Below are 18,088 nucleotides of genomic sequence, written 5' to 3' on the forward strand. Positions count from 1 at the left end.
TCATCGCCTCAGTCCATGCCGGCGCGGATCGCCGCCGCGGCCAGGAACGGTGCGCCTGCGACCAGCACGAGACTGACCGCGGCGAGCAACTTGACCGCGCCCGCGCCACCGGCCGGGTCGAGCGAGCCTGCACCGAAGATGAGCAACGGCACCGCGAGCGGGAGCATCACCAGCCCCGTGACCGCCCCGCCGCCGCGCACCCCCGCGACCAGTGCGCTGGTCGCAACCGCGAGCGCGGCGAGGCCGGGCGTGCCGATCAGCAGGCCCACCTCGACGCGGAGCAGAGTGTCGGCCGACAGGTTGAGCAACCCCGCGGCGATCACCGCGGCGAGCATCAGCGGCGGGCCGAAGCTCAGCCAGTGCGCGATCGTCTTCGCCAGCGCGACCAGCGCGAGCGACATCCCGCGGACGACGAACTGGTCGAACACGCCCGCCTCCAGATCGGGCCCGACGAGGCGCTCGACCGGCAACAGGGCTGCGAGCAAGGCCGCGGTCCAGATCACCCCGCCGCCGATCCGCGCGAGCAACGCTGCGTCGGGGCCGATCGCGAACGGGAACAGCGTCGCGACCAGCAGGAAGAACGCGACCACCAACGTCGCGCCGCCACTCGACACACTGCGGCGCAGATCGCGCCGGATCAGCGCGATCACAACGCGATCTCCTGCGCGCCGGGAATCGCCAGCGACAAGTGCGTGGCGACCAGTGCAACACCGCCGGTAGCACGGTGCTCTGCGATCAGCGTTTCCAGTCGAGCGATCGAAACCGTGTCGAGTCCGTTGGCGGGTTCGTCGAGCAGCCAGACCGGCGCTCCGCTGGCGGCAACCCGCGCGATCGACGCGCGGCGGCGTTGCCCGGTCGACAACAGGCGGACGGGAACGTCCGCGAGCGCGTCCAGATCGAGGGCGGACAGCGCTCGGGCGATCCGGGTATCGGCGACGGGCTTATCGTCCAACGCAGCCCAGAAACGCAGCGCCGCGATCAGCGTTCGGTCGGGGTCGAGCGCACTCGCTTCGGTCAGCAACGCCTTGGTATCGTCGCACGTCACACTACCCTCGAACGGCGCGAGCAGGCTGGCGGCGATGCGGATCAGGCTGGATTTCCCGACGCCATTGGGGCCGGTGACGATCGCCGCATCGCCAGACTGCAGGTCGAACGACACGCCCGAGAACAGCATCCGCCCGCCCCGCACGCACGCGACGTCGCGAAACGCGAGACTCACGTGGCCCGATCTTCGGCCGAGTCCTCCAGCGCGTGCATGTCGTCGTCGCTCAGCCCGAAATGATGGCCGATCTCATGGATCGTCACATGCGCGACGAGGTCGTCGAGACGCACCCCGGTCTCGATCCACTCCTCGAGGATCGCGCGGCGGTACAGCACGATGCGGTCGGGCATCGGCGCGACGTCCATCGACGATTTCTCGCCGAGCGGGCGGCCGTGATACAGGCCCGACAGGTCGAGCGGATGCTCCAGGCCGAGTGCCGCCAGCGTCTCGTCGTCGGCATACTCCTCGACCGCGAACACGATGTCGCCGAGATGCTCCGCGAACTGCGCGGGCAGCTTGGCGATCGTCGCGCGGCAGATCGCCTCGATCGTGTCGGCGTCGGGTGCTTCGCCTCGGCCCCCCTCGTGCATTGTCGCTTGCCCGCTCATCCTGCCAGCCATACGCGTTGGCAAACGATGGCGGCAAGGGACACGCGAATGATCGAAGCGCTGAACGATACGGAACGGGCCGAGGCACTCGATGGGCTCGACGAGTGGGACTACGACGATGCGCGCGACGCGATCACGCGGACGATCGTGTTCGCCGATTTCGTCGAGGCGTTCGGCTTCATGACGCAGGTCGCGCTGATCGCCGAGCGCGCGAACCACCACCCGGAGTGGAAGAACGTCTGGAACCGCGTCGAAATCCTGCTGACCACGCACGACGCGGGCGGCCTCTCGCCACGCGACATCGAAATGGCCGAAGCGATCGACGCCATAGTCGGCGACACCTGAGCCCTTCTGCTTCGCCCCTCCCTGAAAGGGAGGGGTTGAGGGTGGGTTGGCCAGCTTGAGCCTCGGAAGGTTCGGGTATGCGAAAGCCGACCCACCCCCTAACCCCTCACTTCCAGGGCCGGGGGGATTGTCAGCCCTTCCGCATATCCCGCCGCATACGCTTACGCAGCGCCCCCGGCATCCACCGCGCGGCGAACGCCATCCGGTGCGCGGTCTTCCCGACAAAGGTATGCACCTTGTCGCCATGCACCGCCGCCCAGGCCGCCTCGGCCACCTTGTCTACCCCGGTCAACTCCAGCCCAGCGCCCGTCACCGTCTCGCGGATCGAGCGGTTACTGCCCCCCGCCGCAGAATCGAGCAGCGGCGTGTCGATGAAGCTCGGCACGATCGACCGCACCTTGATGCCGTCCGCCGCCCATTCGCCGTCGAGCGCCTCGGTGATCGCACGCACCCCGAACTTGGTCGCCGAATAGGGCGCAAGCCCGGCCGAACCATAGATCGCCGACGCCGACGCAGTGTTGAGCAGGCACGATCCCGGCGTCCGCTTCAGATACGCATAACCGATCCGCGCCCCGTTCAGTGCGCCGACCAGGTTGATCGCGATCACCCGGTCGATCTCGGCGAAGTCGGTCTCCGCCAGCGGTCCGCCCGATCCGATCCCGGCATTGTTGAACAGCACGTCTAGCCGTCCGCCGGTGGTTGCGACGAACGCGTCGAGCGACGCCACCCACGCATCGCGGTCGCGCACGTCCATCCGATAGGTGCTGACCATGCCCGCAGGCAGCAGTGCGGCGGTCTCCGCGAGTCCCGCGACGTTGACGTCGGCGAGCCCGACCCGCCAGCCTTTCCGCGCGAACAATATCGCGGTGGCGCGGCCGATCCCCGATCCGCCGCCGGTGATGAAAATGCCCTGCTGGCTCATACCCTCTCCATTTGATTTTCCGGTATGTTTCCCGCATCCTGCGCGCAGATGCCAGACAATTCCCCAGCGCTCGTTTTCGAACGCGTCACCAAGCGGTACCCCAGCGCGGGAGGTGCGACGATCGCCGTCGACGCGGTCTCTCTGGAGATCGCGCGCGGCAGTTTCGTCGCACTCGTCGGCACGTCCGGTTCGGGCAAGTCGACGCTGCTGAAGACGCTCAACCGCCTCGTCGAGCAGAGCGAAGGCCGCGTGACGATCGACGGTGCCGACGTCGCCGCAGAGCCCGCCCCCGAACTGCGCCGCCGGATCGGCTACGTCTTCCAGAATATCGGCCTGTTCCCGCATATGACGATCGCCGAGAACATCGCGATCGGCCTGCGCATCGCCGGTCGCTCCGACGAGGCGAAAGTGGGCGAACTGCTAGACCTCGTCGACCTGCCCCGCGACATCGCCGGCCGCATGCCCGACGCGCTCTCGGGCGGCCAGCGCCAGCGCGTCGGCATCGCCCGTGCGCTCGCTCCCGGTGCCAAACTGCTGTTGCTCGACGAGGCGTTCGGCGCGCTCGACCCGGTCACGCGCGACGCGCTCGGCACGCGGATACGCGAACTGCACGACCGGCTCGGGCTGACCACCATCCTCGTCACACACGACATGGCCGAGGCGCTGCTGCTCGCCGACCGCGTGCTGGTGATGAAGGCCGGACGCATCGTCGCCGACGCCACGCCCGCCGAACTCGTCGCCGGCAAGGGCGGCGAAGACGCGCAGGCGCTGGTTCAAGTGCCCCGCGCGCAGGCCGAACGCCTCCAGGCGCTAGTCGCATGAGCCCCTTCCTAGACGCGCTGAGCCGCGTGCCGCCGCTGCTCGCCAACCACGTCCTGCTCTCCGCCGCGGCGCTGCTACTCGGCATCGCGATCAGCCTGCCGCTCGGCATCTGGTCGGCCCGTAACGCGACCGTGGCGCGCGTGTCGCTCGGCTTTGCGAGCCTCGTCCAGACCATCCCCAGCCTCGCGCTGCTCGCCTTGTTCTACCCGCTGTTGCTCAGCCTCTCCGCGCTGGTCGGCGGCGGCATCCCCGCATTGGGCTTCCTCCCGTCCTTGATCGCGCTGACGCTGTACGCGCTCCTCCCGATCATCCGGAACGCGGTGACCGGCCTGCACGGCATCGACCCTGCGGTAATTCAGGCGGCGGACGCAGTCGGCATGACGCCCGCGCAGAAATTGCGGCTGGTCGAGGCACCTTTGGTCGCGCCCGTGCTGATCGCCGGCATCCGCACCGCGGCGGTCTGGACGATCGGTGCCGCGACCTTGTCGACGACCGTCGGCCAGCCGAGCCTCGGCGACATGATCTTCGCCGGCCTCCAGACGCAGAACTGGGCGCTGGTCCTCGCCGGCTGCGTCTCGGCAGCCGCGCTCGCGCTGGCGGTCGACGCGCTGATCGGCGCGATCGAGTACGGCATCCGCGCCCGCCGCCGCTGGCTCTGGATGGCGAGCGCCGCGGTGCTGCTCGTCGGAACCGCGGCCGCGACCGCTCCGCTATGGCCCAAGAGTGGCGCGGACCGCACCGTCGTTGTCGGCGCAAAGAACTTCTCCGAACAATACATCCTCGCGCGGCTGATCGGCGACCGGCTCGAACAAGCCGGCTACACCGTCGAATACCGCGACGGCCTCGGCTCGGCGGTCGTCTTCGGCGCGCTCTCCGGCGGCGATATCGACGTCTATGTCGATTATGCCGGGACGATCTGGGCGAACGAGATGAAGCGCAACGACGTCCCCGCACGCCCCGCAATGGTCGCCGCGATCGGCGACTGGGCCAGGCGCGAGCACCGCGTCGGCCTGATCGGCTCGCTCGGGTTCGAGAACGCCTATGCCTTTGCGATGAAGGGCGACGCGGCCAAGTCCAAGCGCATCGCCAGCCTCGACGATCTGGTGAACGCAGCACCCGGCATGACGCTCGGCAGCGATCTCGAATTCCTCGAACGTCCCGAATGGGCCGCGGTGAAGCGCGCCTATCCGCTCCGTTTCGCCAAGACGACGCCGTACAGCCCGACCTTCATGTACCGCGCGCTCGAAAGCGGCAATGTCGACGTCATCTCCGCCTTCTCGTCCGATGGCCGGATCGCGGCGGACGGTCTCACAGTGCTGACCGACCCCCGTCGTGCGATCCCCGGCTACGACGCGATCCTGATGGTCGCGCCGAAGCGGGCAGGGGACGCGAGGTTCCGCGCCGCGCTGAAACCGATAGTCGGCCGCATCCCGGTCGAGGCGATGCGCGCCGCGAACTACCGCGTCGACCGCGATACCGACAAGCAGACGCCCGAGGCCGCGGCAAAATGGCTCGCCGCGATAGTCGGCCTTCAGGAATAGGCGCGCCAGAAGAACACGATCGTCGTGGCGATCGTCACCAGCAGCGTCCACACGCGGATCGCCTGCGGCGACAGCAACAGGCCCAGCTTAGCCCCGTAATGCCCGCCGACGATCCCGCCGATCAGCATCGGCACGCACAGCGCCCACACCACCATCCCGGTCGCGATGAAGATGATCGTCGCGGCAAGGTTCGCCACCGCCAGCATCAGCGTCCGCGGCGGCGCAAGAGTCGCGGGCGTTGCCCCCGACAGCAGCCCCCACGCGGCGGTCAGCATCAGCCCGACGCCACCCCCGAAATATCCGCCATAAATTCCCAGCAACGCCTGCACACCGACCAGCGACTTCGGTCCGATCTCGACCCGCGACCGCAGCCACAACGACGCACGCGTGCCGAACGCGATCGCCAGCGTCGCGAACAGCAACAGCCACGGTACGATCAGGTCGAACGCCCGCGCCGACGTCGCCACCAGCAACAGGCTGCCGATCAGTCCGCCGACGAAGGTGATTCCCGCCATCGTCTTCATGCTGACGCCTGAGATCGGCTGGAGCCCGTGCCGATACGCCCACGCGCTCGCCATCGCACCCGGCTGTAGCGAGACGTTGCTGGTCGCGTTGGCGAAGGTCGAGGGCAAGCCGAGCCCGATCAGCGCCGGCATCGTCGCGAAACTGCCGCCGCCCGCCAACGCATTCATCGCACCGCCGAGAGCGCCTGCCCCTGCCGCCAGCGCGACCGCACTCCACTCAAGCAAAAGCGTCGGACTCGACAGCAGCCTCACGATCGAGTTGCGCCCGGCTTTTCTTCTCCGACGCGGTCTTCAACTGGCCACACGCTGCATCGATATCGCGACCGCGCGGCGTCCGCACCGGTGCCGAGATGCCCGCACCGAACACGATGCTTGAGAACGACTTGATCCGCTCCGGCGTCGAGCACTCATATTGCGCGCCCGGCCAGGGATTGAACGGAATGAGGTTCACCTTCGCCGGCAGCTCGTACTTCCGCAGCAAACGCACGAGTTCGCGCGCGTCGTCGTCGGAGTCGTTCTTGTCTTTCAGCATCACGTATTCGAACGTGATCCGCCGCGCATTGTTGGTGCCCGGATAGTCCGCGCACGCCTGCAACAGCTCTTCGATGCCGTACTTCCGGTTCAGCGGCACGATCTCGTCGCGCACTTCCTTGGTCACCGCGTGCAGCGACACTGCCAAATTCACGCCGATCTCCGCCCCCGCACGCGCCATCATCGGCACCACGCCGCTCGTCGAAAGCGTGATCCGGCGGCGGCTGAGTGCGAGCCCCGCACCGTCCATCACCAGCTTCAACGCATCGCGGACGTTCTCGAAATTATACAGCGGCTCGCCCATCCCCATCATCACGATGTTGGTGAGCATCCGCCCCTCGGGCTGGCTCGGCCATTCGCCCAGCGAATCGCGCGCGAGCATCACCTGGCCGACGATCTCGGCGGGCGTCAGGTTGCGGACAAGCCGCATCGTGCCGGTATGGCAGAAGGTGCAGTTCAGCGTGCAGCCTACCTGGCTCGATACGCACAGCGTGCCGCGATCCGCGTCCGGGATGAACACCATCTCGTAATCCTGCGCGTCGTCCGACCGCAGCAACCACTTCCGCGTGCCATCGGTCGACACCTGCGCCTCGACCACGTTCGGCCGGCTGATCACGAACCTCTGCTCGAGCCACGGGTGCATCGTCTTCGAGATGTCGGTCATCGCCGAGAACTCGGTCGCGCCGCGATTGTAGATCCAGTGCCACAACTGCTTGGCACGCAGCTTGGCCTGCTTCTCCTCGAGCTGCGACGTCTCCAACGCCATCCGCAGATCGGCAAGCGACAGCCCAAGCAGGTCGATCCGCCCATCGCTGCGCGGCACGAAGCTGCGGGGAACGGGCACGGGATCGATGTGCCCCGGAATAGGCATGAGGTTCGCGGCAGTCTGCATGGCGCGGCCCTTAGCGGAATTCTGCTGATTTTTCTACTGGCTGTGGGGACGGGGGTGGAGTCAGCATAGTCGGGCGGGACGTAGCCCGAAACAACCACCACCCCGGCGGAGGCCGGGGCCCAATTGGAAAGGTGATTGTAACGGAGAACCGAGTGTCGTTACATCCGTCCCCCAATTGGGCCCCGGCCTTCGCCGGGGTGGTGCCAGTGAGTGGGTGCGGCACGCCCGAAGTTCACCCCCCGCTACACCCCAACACGGCAGCATCGATCGCCGTCGCCGCGCCCGACAACGCATAGACATCGACAAACGGCCGCCCCCCGACGCCGACCGCCTCCACACTCATGCTCCGACCCGACCGCATCGCCGCCACGATCGCATGATCGCTCGGCGCGTCGCTCGCCCAGGCATCCAGCCCGTTCGCCACCAACGCGAATCGCCGCTCGCCGACCGTCAGCGTCACCCCCGCCGACCGGTCCCGCTCCCGACTGAGCCGCACATGCAGCGACGCCCGCAAACCCCGCGTCGGCCACGTCGCGATGCTGGCGAAACCAGTCGCCCGCCCACCCGCCATGATCGGCCGCGCGATCGCGTAACATCGCGCTGGCGTAGCGTCCCGGAACGCCCCCCAGCCCTTGAAAATACCGATCGTATCACGCGCCGCCGCCGGAGCAGCAACCGCAAGCAACCCTACCGCCAACCCCAAACGCCACAGAACCCCCCTCCCTGAAAGGGAGGGGCAGGGGGTGGGTAGGCCCGCTCGAGCCCCAACGGTCCGAAAATGCGGAAGCCGACCCACCCCCAACCCCTCCCTTCCAGGGAGGGGGGCAGAAGTCCGCAGCCTGAAAGTAAAGTCCTCGACCGCCCAGAATCTCACGCCGGAGCAAACCCCGTACCGAGATGCGGCACGGTCGCCAGCCCGTTCTCCACCAGCGTAACCGACCCCTGCGGCAACCCCTTCGCAACTGGCGCACCGAGCACAGGATCGACCGCCGCCCCGGTCATCACCCCCAGCATCACCCGACTCGAAATTCCGTGCATGATCACGAGCCGATCGCCCGCATGCTCGGCAGTATCCGCCAGCCACCCGCCCACGCGCGCCGCGATCTGCGGATAGGTCTCGCCGTCCGCTGGCCGCTTAAGGATACCGCCTGGCAGGACGATCGACCCGACCTCAGCAGCAAGATCGGCATAATAACGCCCGCCCCAAGATCCCATGTCGATCTCGACCAGCCGCGGATCGGTCCGCGCACCATGCCAATCCAGTTCCAGATGCTCGCAGATCACCGCCAGCGTTTGCAAAGCGCGCCCGGTCGGCGACGCCCACAACGCCAGCGCCGGCTTCACCCCCAGCAATCCGCGCAACGCCCGCCCAAGCTCGTCGGCCTGCGCGAACCCCGTCCGCGTCAAAGGCGTATGCTCGGCATCCCCCTGCAACCGGTGCGCCGCGTTGAACACGGTTTCGCCGTGCCGCGCGACGAAATCGCGACCTTTCCGCGGAGCCGGAATATCAGTTGATCGGGCGTCCGCTTCACCCTGCCGATGGCTTGGAATCATAGGCCGCGTTTCAACCCCCTGTGGCGCAAAAGCAACGGATTTCCGCGTTTATCTGGGGTTCATGCAACGCCCGCGCGGTTGGTCCATTGGAGCTGTCCGCCCCGCGTGATGGGGCGCCGGATCAGTAAGGAGTAACCCCAATGCGTACGCTTATCGCCGTCTCGCTGCTCGCCACCACCGCAGTAGCAGCACCCGCCCTCGCACAGACCAACCCGACCTTCACCGGCCCCCGCGTCGAGGCCACGCTCGGCTACGACCACACCGGCGCCGGCAGCAGCGTGTCCAACAACAACGGGCGCGACGACCAGAAGATCGACGGCCTGCTGTACGGCGGTGGCATCGGCTATGATATCGCGACATCGGACAACATCGTGCTCGGCGCCGAGGCCGAACTCACCGGCTCGACCGCGAAGAGCGACCGCAACGACTACACCAGCGACTTCGGTTATGGCCGGGTCAAGCAGGGCCGCGACATCTATGTCGGCGCGCGCGCAGGCTATGTCGTCGCACCGACGACGATGCTGTACGTCAAGGGCGGCTACACCAATTCGAAGCTCAACGTCCTCGCCGGTAGCACCAGCCAGACCACCGACAACAACTTCAAGCTCGACGGCTGGCGCATCGGCGCCGGTGCCGAGCATGCGGTCGGCCCGAACAGCTATGCCAAGCTCGAATACCGCTATTCGAACTATGAGCGCGGCAACATCGACTATGCGACCGGCGGCACCAGCAGCCGATTCGACGTCGACACGGATCGTCACCAGGTGGTCGCCAGCTACGGCTTCCGCTTCTGATCGAACCGGCGCGCGGGTTTAACCCGACGTTTACCGTGATCAAAGAAGGGTCGGGGCGCTTGCTCCGACCCTTTGTTGTTGGGTAAGCCATCTGCGGATTGCCCCCAGCCCCGATTCTGGCTGTGGTGGCGGGGGGAATTACGATGAAGGCGACGATCGAACGCGCAACGCTCCTCAAGGGGCTGAGCCATGTCCAGTCCGTGGTGGAGCGGCGCAACACCATCCCCATCCTGTCGAACGTGCTGATCGAGGCGACTGCCGAGGGCACGCTCAAGCTGATGGCCACCGATCTTGATCTCCAGATCAACGAATCGATCGCAGCAGCTGTCGACCAGCCCGGCGCGACTACCGTGTCCGCGCACACGCTGTTCGACATCGCACGCAAGCTGCCCGAGGGTAGCCAGGTCCAGCTCGCCGCGTCGGAAGGCCGGATGAGCATCGTCGCAGGCCGCGCGCGCTTTTCGCTCGGCACGCTCCCGCGCGACGATTTCCCGGTGATCGCGGAAGGCGAACTGCCGACCCAGTTCGAGCTGCCCGCCGAGACGCTCAAGCAGATCATCGACAAGACGCGATTCGCGATCTCGACCGAAGAGACGCGCTATTATCTCAACGGCATCTTCCTCCACGTGGCGGACGGCGACAGCTCGAACCCGGTGCTGAAGGCCGCCGCGACCGACGGTCACCGCCTCGCGCGCGTCACGCTGCCGCGTCCCGAGGGTGCCGAATCGATGCCCGACGTGATCGTGCCGCGCAAATGCATCGGCGAGCTGCGCAAGCTGCTCGACGAGGTCGACGGCTCGGTCGGCGTGTCGCTGTCGCCGACCAAGATCCGCTTCGACCTCGGCCAGGCGATCCTGACCTCGAAGCTGATCGACGGCACCTTCCCCGATTACAGCCGCGTGATTCCGACCGGCAACGACAAGATCCTCAAGATCGACCCCAAGAGCTTCATGGAAGGCGTCGACCGCGTCTCCACGATCGCGACCGAGAAGACGCGGGCCGTGAAGATGGCGCTCGACCGCGACAAGATCACGCTGTCGGTGACCTCGCCCGAAAACGGCACCGCGGCGGAGGAAGTCCCCGGCGATTACGTCGCGCTCCCGTTCGAGATCGGCTTCAATAGCCGCTACCTGATGGACATCCTCGCACAGATCGACGGCGACATGGTCGAGGTGCACCTCGCCGACGCCGCCGCCCCGACCCTGATCCGCGAAAACGACAAGTCGCCCGCGCTGTACGTGCTGATGCCGATGCGAGTCTGATTCGGTCTGCCTGTCGCGTCGTGGTATGGCGGGGCGACAGGCAGGAGCCGGATCATGGACTCGATCAATATTGCTGATCTGAAAGACGAGCTAGGCACGCTCATCGACCGGCTCGAGGCGGGCGAAGCCGTCCAAATTACCCGCAACGGCCAACCCTTCGCCCGCGTAACGCCCGAGGCGCCGCCGCTCCCGCGCCGCAAGCCCATCGACGTCGGTGCGCTCGAAGCGTTGGCTAAGTCGCTTCCGTTCCAGGAGCAGGGTGCGGGCGACTTCGTGCGGATGATGCGGGACGGCGATCGGTATTGACCGTCTATTGCGATACGTCGTTGATCATCGCCTCGATGACGCGCGAGGCGCACAGTCCGGCAGTGTGGCAATGGCTCGGGACGCAAAGTGAACGACGTTTATATGTCAGCGACTGGAGCGATACCGAAGTCTCCAGCGCCCTGTCTCTAAAAGTTCGCACCGAGCAGATTTCTGCGGAGAATCGTATCCTGCTTATGGAGGCGTGGCGTGCATCGATCGGCACCAGCTACGAGCAACTCGGTGTTTCGCCCGAAAATTTCACGACGGCCGCACGCTTTATCGAGCGATACGAACTGGGGTTGCGCGCAGCCGATGCCCTTCACCTCGCTATTGCACAGTCGCATGGTCTGGCGATGGCGACACTTGATATACGGCTTCGCGGGGCGGCAATCGAATACGGAGTCGCCGTCGAAGTCGTCTAGTATCTGCGCTTGAACCCGCCGCCAGACCTGATACTAACAGTAATGTCAGTAAGGAGTCGACTCGATGGCGAAGCTTCCTCCGTTTCCCGGTACGACCGGTCGTCGCGACTGGCGTACGGCCTTCGATGCGATCAACAAACTGCTAGCCAACGGCGACGACACGACCCAGGTGTTCCGGATCATGCGCGCGCTGAACGTCGGCAATGCGCCGATGAACTACGCGCGGCTGATCGCCACCGCGGCGGGCGGGCGGATCGCCTATGACCGCGTCGAACTCGCGCAACGTTTCTCCGACCCCGCGTTCGTCGCGAGCTTCGCGCCCGGCACCGTCGGGGCGGCGTATCGCAATTTCCTCGAAACGACGGGCTATTCCGCGGACGGCTTGGTCGAAGTCTCGCGGCTCGAGCCGTCCGAGGACGATCTGGCGCATCCCTATGCGTGGTTCGGCCGGCGGGTACGCGACACGCACGACATCTGGCACGTGCTGACCGGCTACAAGGCGGACGAGAGCATGGGCGAGGCGGCGCTCGTCGCGTTCAGCTACGCGCAGGTCGGCGGCCTCGGCTGGGCGCTGATCGGCTCGGCGGCGGCGTTGAAGAGCATGCGCGTGACGGGGAGCAAGCTGTTCGCGAAGGCGGTCTGGGAAGGCTATCGCAACGGGCGGAAAGCGAAGTGGATTTCGGGCGAGGATTACCTGACTCTGCTTCACGAACCGCTGGACGGCGCACGCGCAAGGCTCGGGATCGTCACCCCGGTCGCGTATCTGCGGGCGCAGCGCGAGCTCGGGCCAGCGCTCGCGTCGTATCTCAGCACGCAGAAGGCCAAGCTCGAACCGAAGGCCGTGCCCGAGCGCATCGCCGCCTGAGTGAAGGCTGATACGGCGCGGCAATCGTCGCTAGCGGGGAGTCGGATCAAACCGCCCCACCTCCACCGTTCGTGCTGAGCGTAGTCGAAGCACCGTAGCTTGTGCCATGACCTTCGACTTCGCTTAGGCCGAACGGGAAAAGGGCGATGCAATCGGCTGCGAAACTCCTCTAAGGCCGAGGCGATGCTGTCGCGCCTGGTCCTTACCGATTTCCGCAATCATGCCGACTTGACGCTCCAGCCGGGCTCAGGCTTCGTCGTGCTGACCGGCGAGAACGGGGCGGGAAAGACGAATATCCTGGAGGCGGTATCGCTCCTCGCGCCCGGTCGCGGGCTGCGGAGAGCGGCCCTCGGGGAGATGGCGAGGCAGGGCGGGGCAGGCGGCTTCGGCGTCGCGGCCACCTTATCCCCACAACGCGAACAAGAGGTCGTTACCTTATCCCCCTCCCGCTTGCGGGAGGGGTTAGGGGAGGGCGCGACGTACGTACCGGCGTCCGCTCCCGAGGAAATCGCGTCCCTCCCCCGACCCCTCCCGCAAGCGGAAGGGGAGAAGAACACAGACGGAGAAACACCAGCCGCCGGCGAAGTAGACGTCGCCACCGGTACGCTGGCCTCAGCCCCGGAACGCCGCATCGTCCGCATCCAGGGCGCCACCACCACCGCCAACGCGCTCGCCGAGTGGCTCACGATTCTATGGCTCACCCCCGCGATGGACCGCCTGTTCGTCGCCCCCGCCAGCGAACGGCGAGGCTTCCTCGACCGCCTCACGCTCGCCCTCGCCCCCGCCCACGCGCACCACGCCGCCCGCTACGACGCAGCGATGCGCGCGCGAAACCGACTGCTCGCCGACGAAGGCCGCCCCGACGGCGACTGGCTCTCAGCGCTCGAAGCGCAAATGGCCGAGCACGGCACAGCGGTCGACGCCGCCCGACGCGAGACCGTCGCGCTGCTCGGCACGAGGCTCGCGCACCAGGACGACGGCCCGTTCCCCCGCGCCGGCCTCACGCTCGAAGGGTGGAACGGCGACACCACCCGCCTCCAAGCCGACCTCGCGCAAGGCCGCGCACGCGACGCCGCAGCCGGCCGCACGCTCGTCGGCCCTCACCGCGTCGACCTCGCGGTAGCGCATCTGGACAAGGCCCGCGCCGCATCGCTCGCCTCGACCGGCGAGCAGAAGGCGCTCCTCCTCGGCATCGTCCTCGCGCATGCCGAACTGGTCGCCGAGCGGACCGGCCAGTCGCCGATACTCCTCCTCGACGAGGTCGCCGCCCACCTCGACCCGGCCCGCCGCGCGGCGCTGTTCGAGCGGCTGTCGGGACGCGGGCAGGTGTGGATGACCGGGACCGAAGACGCGCTGTTCGACGCGATCGGTGGCGGCGCGACGCGCATCGCGGTCGGCCCTGCTCACTGAAAGGACGCGCTACCTACTGAAAGAAGCACACAATCTTCGGCTGAACACAGGCTGTCGATCGAGGTCACTGCGCGTTCAAGCGGCCGCGGGTAGACCCCGTCGCATCGAAGATCACGGAGAGTTCACGATGCCCCTGAATATTGCCCGTACCGCCCTCGGCATCCTGATGGCGACCGCGACCGTCGCGCCCGCGCTCGCGCAGGACCAGGCGCGTTTCGACCCGCGTACTGCGCCATGGACGCGCCCGGGCTATCGGCTGGTCGGGGCCGGCGTGCCGATCCTGTTCCCCGAACTCCGCGACAGCCCGCGCGGCCGTGCGTTCGTGATGCCGAACTTCGATGCGAACGGCGACGGCCGGATCAACCGCCAGGAAGCCGACGACGCCAACCGCGAATTCGCCCGCATCGCCGGGCCCCGCCGCGACCGGTTCGACTGGGATGCCTATGGCCGCGATCCGCGCGGCTATCGCGGCGGCGGCACCACGGTGGTCGAGACGACCACGACCTGGGATCGCGGCGCAATGCGCAACTACGGCTTCCGCCAGACCCCGCGCGGCGCGACGCTGACGCTGCAGGAAGACGTGCTGTTCCGCACCGACAGCGCCGTGCTGCGTCCCGGCGCGATCGAGAAACTGCGCCCGCTCGCCCGCTATCTGCGCGCCAACCCCGGCGTCCGCGTGTCGATCGACGGCTTCACCGATTCGCGCGGCACCGATGCGCACAACCAGGACCTGTCCGAACGCCGCGCAGCCAGCGTCCGCCAGGCGTTCGACGACATGGACGTAGTCCGCGCCCGCTTCAGCGTCGTCGGCCACGGCGAGCGCGATCCCGTCGCGACCAATGCGACCGCAGCCGGCATGCGACTAAACCGCCGCGTAGAGGTAACCCTACTAGGCCAACGCGCCGATCGCTTCTGAGGCAAGTCTCCCTCTCCCCCACGGGGAGAGGGAAGGGGCCCGCCGCCCTTGCGGTGGGAAGGGAGAGGGGAGTGAGGCTCGGAACGGCTCATCCCAACGCCCCCTCACCCTTCCGTCGCCAAAGGTTTCTCCCTCCCTCTCCCCGAGAGGAGAGAGATCAGGGAAAAGCTGCCCCCCTCCCTGGAAGGGAGGGGCCGGGGGTGGGTCGGTTTCCCCAAAGTCCGAACCGCCGTGGCTCAAGCCAGCCAACCCACCCCCAACCCCTCCCTTCCAGGGAGGGGGGCAAGGTGCCGCCTCCGAACCGCTGTCCTACACGACCCCACCCTGTCACCCTCCCCGCATGGCGAACCCAACCCCCACAAAACCAACCCGCCCGACCCCCGAACACCACACCCCCGACAAAACGCTCCCAGCGTCTATACTTCCTATACTTCACTCCAGCGCACCCCAGCCCGCCCCGGCCATTTCGCTTCCGTTTCGGCCGTCCGATGCCTATATACTTGTCATGGCATCCAACCCTGAATCCAATAATCCCAACCTCCCGAACATGGGCGATTACGGCGCCGACTCGATCAAGGTCCTCAAGGGCCTCGACGCAGTGCGCAAGCGCCCCGGCATGTACATCGGCGATACCGACGACGGCTCCGGCCTCCACCACATGGTGTTCGAGGTCAGCGACAACGCGATCGACGAGGCGCTTGCCGGGCATTGCGACCGGATCGACATCGTCCTCAACGCCGACGGCTCGGTCAGCGTCACCGACAACGGTCGCGGCATTCCGACCGGCATCCACACCGAGGAAGGCGTCTCCGCAGCCGAGGTCATCATGACCCAGCTCCACGCCGGCGGTAAGTTCGAGAACACCAGCGACGAGAACGCGTACAAGGTCTCGGGCGGCCTGCACGGCGTCGGCGTCTCGGTCGTCAACGCGCTCAGCGAATGGCTCGACCTGACGATCTGGCGCAACGGCGAGGAGCATTACATGCGCTTCGCGTTCGGCGATGCGGTCGCGCCGCTCAAGGTCGTCGGCCCCGCGACCGAAGGCCAGAAGGGCACGCGCGTCACCTTCTTCCCGTCGCCCGCCACTTTCAAGATCACCGATTTCGACTTCGACAAGCTCGAACACCGCTACCGCGAGCTCGCCTTCCTGAACTCGGGCGTCCGCCTGTTCCTCACCGACGCGCGGCACGAGGAACTGAAGACCGTAGAGCTTTATTACGAGGGCGGGATCGCCGCGTTCGTGAAGTATCTCGATCGCGCCAAGGTGCCGTTGATGCCCGAGCCGGTCGCGATCAGCGGCACGCGCGACGACGTCACGATGGACGTCGCGCTCCAGTGGAATGATTCTTACTACGAGAACGTCCTCGCCTTCACGAACAACATTCCGCAGCGCGACGGCGGCACGCACATGGCCGCATTCCGCGCCGCGCTGACGCGTACGCTCAACAACTACGCCGAGAAATCGGGCATGTTGAAGAAGGAAAAGGTCCAGCTCACCGGCGAGGACATGCGCGAAGGCCTGACCGCGATCGTCTCGGTCAAGCTGCCCGATCCGAAGTTCAGCAGCCAGACCAAGGACAAGCTCGTCTCGTCCGAAGTCCGCCAGCCATTGGAAAGCCTGATGGCCGACAAGATGGCCGAATGGCTCGAGGAAAACCCTGCGCACGGCAAGGCGATCGTCGCCAAGATCATCGACGCCGCCGCAGCCCGCGAGGCCGCCAAGCGTGCCCGCGAACTGACGCGGCGCAAGGGCGTGATGGACATCGCCTCGCTACCCGGCAAGCTCGCCGACTGCCAGGAGCGCGATCCCGCCAAGTCCGAGCTGTTCCTGGTCGAGGGTGACTCGGCAGGCGGTTCGGCCAAGCAGGGCCGCGACCGCCATTTCCAGGCGATCCTCCCGTTGCGCGGTAAGATCCTCAACACCGAGCGCGCTCGCGAGGACCGCATGCTGTCGAGCCGCGAGATCGGCACACTCATCACCGCGATGGGCACCGGCATCCGCGACGACTTCAACGCGGACAAGCTGCGCTACCACAAGATCGTCATCATGACCGACGCAGACGTCGACGGCGCGCACATCCGCACGCTGTTGCTGACGCTGTTCTACCGTCATATGCCCAAGATCATCGAGGGCGGGTACCTCTACATCGCCCAGCCGCCGCTGTATAAGGCGACCAAGGGTCGGTCCGAGGTGTACCTCAAGGACGACGCGGCGCTCGACGAGTATCTGGTCGATGCAGGCGTCAATACGATGGTGCTCGACGGTCCCGGCGGCGGTCGTTCGGGTCGCGACCTCAAGGATCTGGTCGATCACGCGCGCCGGATGCGGACGCTGATGCGCTACGTTCCCAAGCGCTACGACGCCGGGATGATCGAGGCACTCGCGCTCGGCGGCGTGTTTGATCCGGAAGCGTCGGTCGAGGACCGCACCTCGCGTCTGGAGATCGTCACGCGTCGTCTCGAACTCGACGACGGCGATGCTCGCTGGACCGCGGTGCTCACCGAAGACGGCGGCATCCACTTCCAGCGCGCCTGGCGCGGCGTCACCGATCACCACATCATCGAGGCGAGCTTCCTGGTGTCGGCCGAAGCGCGCAAGCTGCATGCGCTGTCGGGCGAGCACGCCGAGAGCTACGCACACACCTCGAACCTTATCCCCGCCAGCAAGGCCACGCAGGCCGAAGAGCTCGAGGCTGAGGAGGGTGCGGAGGCTGGTGCCGGCGTCATCGGTTCGGTCACCGCCGTCGCCGCACGCGGCTCGACCCAGGTCTCGCGCCCGAGCCACCTGCTCGACGCGATCCTGACCGCAGGGCGAAAAGGCCTCGCGATCCAGCGCTACAAGGGTTTGGGCGAAATGAACGCGGAACAGCTCTGGGAAACCACGCTCGACCCGTCGGTCCGCTCGATGCTGCGCGTGACGGCGCTCAACGCCGAGAGCGCGAACGAGATCTTCACCCAGCTGATGGGCGAAGTCGTCGAACCCCGCCGCGAGTTCATCCAGGACAACGCGCTCAACGTCGCCAACCTCGACGTCTGAGTGCGGTTTTCGCATAGACCGTCGGAAGGCGGTCTATGCGGAGCAGTCGGGGTAGCTGGCTGGTGGTCCGAACTGCGCGTGCCAAGCGAGGCAGCGAGTCAGAGGCGCCGCAACTCAACATAAGCCACGATAACATCCCAAGTTTCTACGAGCGGCAAGTAAGCCACGCGCCTCAAAACCCCGTCATCCTGACGAAAGTCAGGATCCAGAGCCCAGACGATCAACGCCTGTTACCCCGAATCCTCACTTTCGTCAGGATGACGGGGACTGAATGCGCCAAGCGACCGTCGAACAG

19 protein-coding genes are annotated in these 18,088 nt (G+C 66.8%); 11 read left to right on the forward strand and 8 right to left on the reverse strand.

Annotation, left to right across the window (positions count from 1 at the left end):
* Positions 1–8: 8 nt before the first annotated feature.
* From U1708_RS01355 to U1708_RS01365, 3 genes are read right to left on the reverse strand one after another with little or no spacing between them, the layout of a single operon-like run.
* Entirely contained in the window at positions 9–650 is a 642-nt protein-coding gene (locus U1708_RS01355) for a heme exporter protein CcmB (protein WP_332741967.1), read from the reverse strand.
* The gene (gene ccmA, locus U1708_RS01360; RefSeq protein ID WP_332742585.1) at positions 647–1,174 is read right to left on the reverse strand and encodes a heme ABC exporter ATP-binding protein CcmA; all 528 of its coding nucleotides are present in this window, start codon (positions 1,172–1,174) and stop codon (positions 647–649) included. Before ccmA ends, U1708_RS01355 begins: the two co-directional genes overlap by 4 nt.
* A 41-nt stretch (positions 1,175–1,215) precedes the next feature.
* Positions 1,216–1,662, reverse strand: a complete 447-nt coding sequence (locus U1708_RS01365) for a metallopeptidase family protein (protein ID WP_332741969.1) — start codon at positions 1,660–1,662, stop codon at positions 1,216–1,218.
* A gap of 36 nt (positions 1,663–1,698) precedes the next feature.
* Here U1708_RS01365 and U1708_RS01370 point away from each other — a divergent pair, with 36 nt between their 5' ends.
* On the forward strand, positions 1,699–1,995 hold the full coding sequence (locus tag U1708_RS01370) for a 4a-hydroxytetrahydrobiopterin dehydratase (RefSeq protein ID WP_307087310.1): 297 nt from the start codon (positions 1,699–1,701) through the stop codon (positions 1,993–1,995).
* Between the two features lie 130 nt (positions 1,996–2,125).
* On the opposite strand, the gene U1708_RS01375 is transcribed toward U1708_RS01370, so the two are convergent.
* Positions 2,126–2,917: an SDR family oxidoreductase gene (locus U1708_RS01375; protein ID WP_332741973.1), complete on the reverse strand. Its 792-nt coding sequence runs from the start codon at positions 2,915–2,917 to the stop codon at positions 2,126–2,128.
* Positions 2,918–2,965: 48 nt separating this feature from the next.
* Here U1708_RS01375 and U1708_RS01380 point away from each other — a divergent pair, with 48 nt between their 5' ends.
* Together U1708_RS01380 and U1708_RS01385 are read left to right on the forward strand one after the other, a co-directional pair.
* Positions 2,966–3,739, forward strand: a complete 774-nt coding sequence (locus tag U1708_RS01380; RefSeq protein WP_332741975.1) for an ATP-binding cassette domain-containing protein — start codon at positions 2,966–2,968, stop codon at positions 3,737–3,739.
* Positions 3,736–5,280, forward strand: a complete 1,545-nt coding sequence (locus tag U1708_RS01385) for an ABC transporter permease/substrate-binding protein (RefSeq protein WP_332741977.1) — start codon at positions 3,736–3,738, stop codon at positions 5,278–5,280. Before U1708_RS01380 ends, U1708_RS01385 begins: the two co-directional genes overlap by 4 nt.
* Here the strand turns inward: U1708_RS01385 and U1708_RS01390 are convergent.
* From U1708_RS01390 to U1708_RS01405, 4 genes are all read right to left on the reverse strand, one after another.
* Positions 5,271–6,029 (reverse strand): sulfite exporter TauE/SafE family protein, encoded by a 759-nt coding sequence (locus U1708_RS01390; protein ID WP_332741979.1) that lies wholly within the window; start codon positions 6,027–6,029, stop codon positions 5,271–5,273. The genes U1708_RS01385 and U1708_RS01390 overlap by 10 nt on opposite strands.
* Positions 6,022–7,227 carry a dual-specificity RNA methyltransferase RlmN gene (rlmN, locus tag U1708_RS01395; RefSeq protein WP_332741981.1) on the reverse strand — a complete coding sequence of 402 codons (1,206 nt, stop codon included), beginning with the start codon at positions 7,225–7,227 and terminating at the stop codon, positions 6,022–6,024. Before rlmN ends, U1708_RS01390 begins: the two co-directional genes overlap by 8 nt.
* 232 nt (positions 7,228–7,459) lie before the next feature.
* The gene (locus U1708_RS01400; RefSeq protein WP_332741983.1) at positions 7,460–7,924 is read right to left on the reverse strand and encodes an invasion associated locus B family protein; all 465 of its coding nucleotides are present in this window, start codon (positions 7,922–7,924) and stop codon (positions 7,460–7,462) included.
* Between the two features lie 173 nt (positions 7,925–8,097).
* Entirely contained in the window at positions 8,098–8,781 is a 684-nt protein-coding gene (locus U1708_RS01405) for a histidine phosphatase family protein (RefSeq protein ID WP_332741985.1), read from the reverse strand.
* Between the two features lie 140 nt (positions 8,782–8,921).
* On the opposite strand from U1708_RS01405, the gene U1708_RS01410 reads away from it, so the two are divergent.
* The 8 genes from U1708_RS01410 (at position 8,922) to gyrB (ending at position 17,793) form a co-directional block, all read left to right on the forward strand.
* On the forward strand, positions 8,922–9,575 hold the full coding sequence (locus U1708_RS01410; protein ID WP_307087293.1) for an outer membrane protein: 654 nt from the start codon (positions 8,922–8,924) through the stop codon (positions 9,573–9,575).
* A gap of 143 nt (positions 9,576–9,718) precedes the next feature.
* Positions 9,719–10,837: a DNA polymerase III subunit beta gene (gene dnaN / locus U1708_RS01415; protein ID WP_056017955.1), complete on the forward strand. Its 1,119-nt coding sequence runs from the start codon at positions 9,719–9,721 to the stop codon at positions 10,835–10,837.
* Between the two features lie 54 nt (positions 10,838–10,891).
* Positions 10,892–11,143, forward strand: a complete 252-nt coding sequence (locus U1708_RS01420) for a type II toxin-antitoxin system Phd/YefM family antitoxin (protein ID WP_332741989.1) — start codon at positions 10,892–10,894, stop codon at positions 11,141–11,143.
* The gene (locus U1708_RS01425; RefSeq protein ID WP_332741991.1) at positions 11,140–11,565 is read left to right on the forward strand and encodes a type II toxin-antitoxin system VapC family toxin; all 426 of its coding nucleotides are present in this window, start codon (positions 11,140–11,142) and stop codon (positions 11,563–11,565) included. Before U1708_RS01420 ends, U1708_RS01425 begins: the two co-directional genes overlap by 4 nt.
* Before the next feature lie 64 nt (positions 11,566–11,629).
* Positions 11,630–12,430 carry a Coq4 family protein gene (locus tag U1708_RS01430; protein ID WP_332741993.1) on the forward strand — a complete coding sequence of 267 codons (801 nt, stop codon included), beginning with the start codon at positions 11,630–11,632 and terminating at the stop codon, positions 12,428–12,430.
* A 183-nt stretch (positions 12,431–12,613) separates the two neighbouring features.
* Positions 12,614–13,840: a DNA replication/repair protein RecF gene (locus U1708_RS01435; RefSeq protein ID WP_332741995.1), complete on the forward strand. Its 1,227-nt coding sequence runs from the start codon at positions 12,614–12,616 to the stop codon at positions 13,838–13,840.
* A 127-nt stretch (positions 13,841–13,967) separates the two neighbouring features.
* Entirely contained in the window at positions 13,968–14,756 is a 789-nt protein-coding gene (locus U1708_RS01440; RefSeq protein ID WP_332741997.1) for an OmpA family protein, read from the forward strand.
* Between the two features lie 505 nt (positions 14,757–15,261).
* Positions 15,262–17,793: a DNA topoisomerase (ATP-hydrolyzing) subunit B gene (gene gyrB, locus U1708_RS01445; RefSeq protein ID WP_332741999.1), complete on the forward strand. Its 2,532-nt coding sequence runs from the start codon at positions 15,262–15,264 to the stop codon at positions 17,791–17,793.
* Positions 17,794–18,088 lie beyond the last annotated feature (295 nt).

Source organism: Sphingomonas arabinosi (assembly GCF_036663715.1).
Taxonomy (GTDB): domain Bacteria; phylum Pseudomonadota; class Alphaproteobacteria; order Sphingomonadales; family Sphingomonadaceae; genus Sphingomonas.

Bases quoted from the DNA above. Each gene is read 5' to 3' on its own strand.
- ccmA (WP_332742585.1), bottom strand. From the start codon at position 1,174: ATGCTGTTCTCGGGCGTGTCGTTCGACCTGCAGTCTGGCGATGCGGCG.
- U1708_RS01365 (WP_332741969.1), bottom strand. From the start codon at position 1,662: ATGGCTGGCAGGATGAGCGGGCAAGCGACAATGCACGAGGGGGGCCGA.
- U1708_RS01370 (WP_307087310.1), top strand. From the start codon at position 1,699: ATGATCGAAGCGCTGAACGATACGGAACGGGCCGAGGCACTCGATGGG.
- U1708_RS01375 (WP_332741973.1), bottom strand. From the start codon at position 2,917: ATGAGCCAGCAGGGCATTTTCATCACCGGCGGCGGATCGGGGATCGGC.
- U1708_RS01380 (WP_332741975.1), top strand. From the start codon at position 2,966: ATGCCAGACAATTCCCCAGCGCTCGTTTTCGAACGCGTCACCAAGCGG.
- U1708_RS01385 (WP_332741977.1), top strand. From the start codon at position 3,736: ATGAGCCCCTTCCTAGACGCGCTGAGCCGCGTGCCGCCGCTGCTCGCC.
- rlmN (WP_332741981.1), bottom strand. From the start codon at position 7,227: ATGCAGACTGCCGCGAACCTCATGCCTATTCCGGGGCACATCGATCCC.
- U1708_RS01405 (WP_332741985.1), bottom strand. From the start codon at position 8,781: ATGATTCCAAGCCATCGGCAGGGTGAAGCGGACGCCCGATCAACTGAT.
- U1708_RS01410 (WP_307087293.1), top strand. From the start codon at position 8,922: ATGCGTACGCTTATCGCCGTCTCGCTGCTCGCCACCACCGCAGTAGCA.
- dnaN (WP_056017955.1), top strand. From the start codon at position 9,719: ATGAAGGCGACGATCGAACGCGCAACGCTCCTCAAGGGGCTGAGCCAT.
- U1708_RS01420 (WP_332741989.1), top strand. From the start codon at position 10,892: ATGGACTCGATCAATATTGCTGATCTGAAAGACGAGCTAGGCACGCTC.
- U1708_RS01430 (WP_332741993.1), top strand. From the start codon at position 11,630: ATGGCGAAGCTTCCTCCGTTTCCCGGTACGACCGGTCGTCGCGACTGG.
- U1708_RS01435 (WP_332741995.1), top strand. From the start codon at position 12,614: ATGCTGTCGCGCCTGGTCCTTACCGATTTCCGCAATCATGCCGACTTG.
- U1708_RS01440 (WP_332741997.1), top strand. From the start codon at position 13,968: ATGCCCCTGAATATTGCCCGTACCGCCCTCGGCATCCTGATGGCGACC.
- gyrB (WP_332741999.1), top strand. From the start codon at position 15,262: ATGGCATCCAACCCTGAATCCAATAATCCCAACCTCCCGAACATGGGC.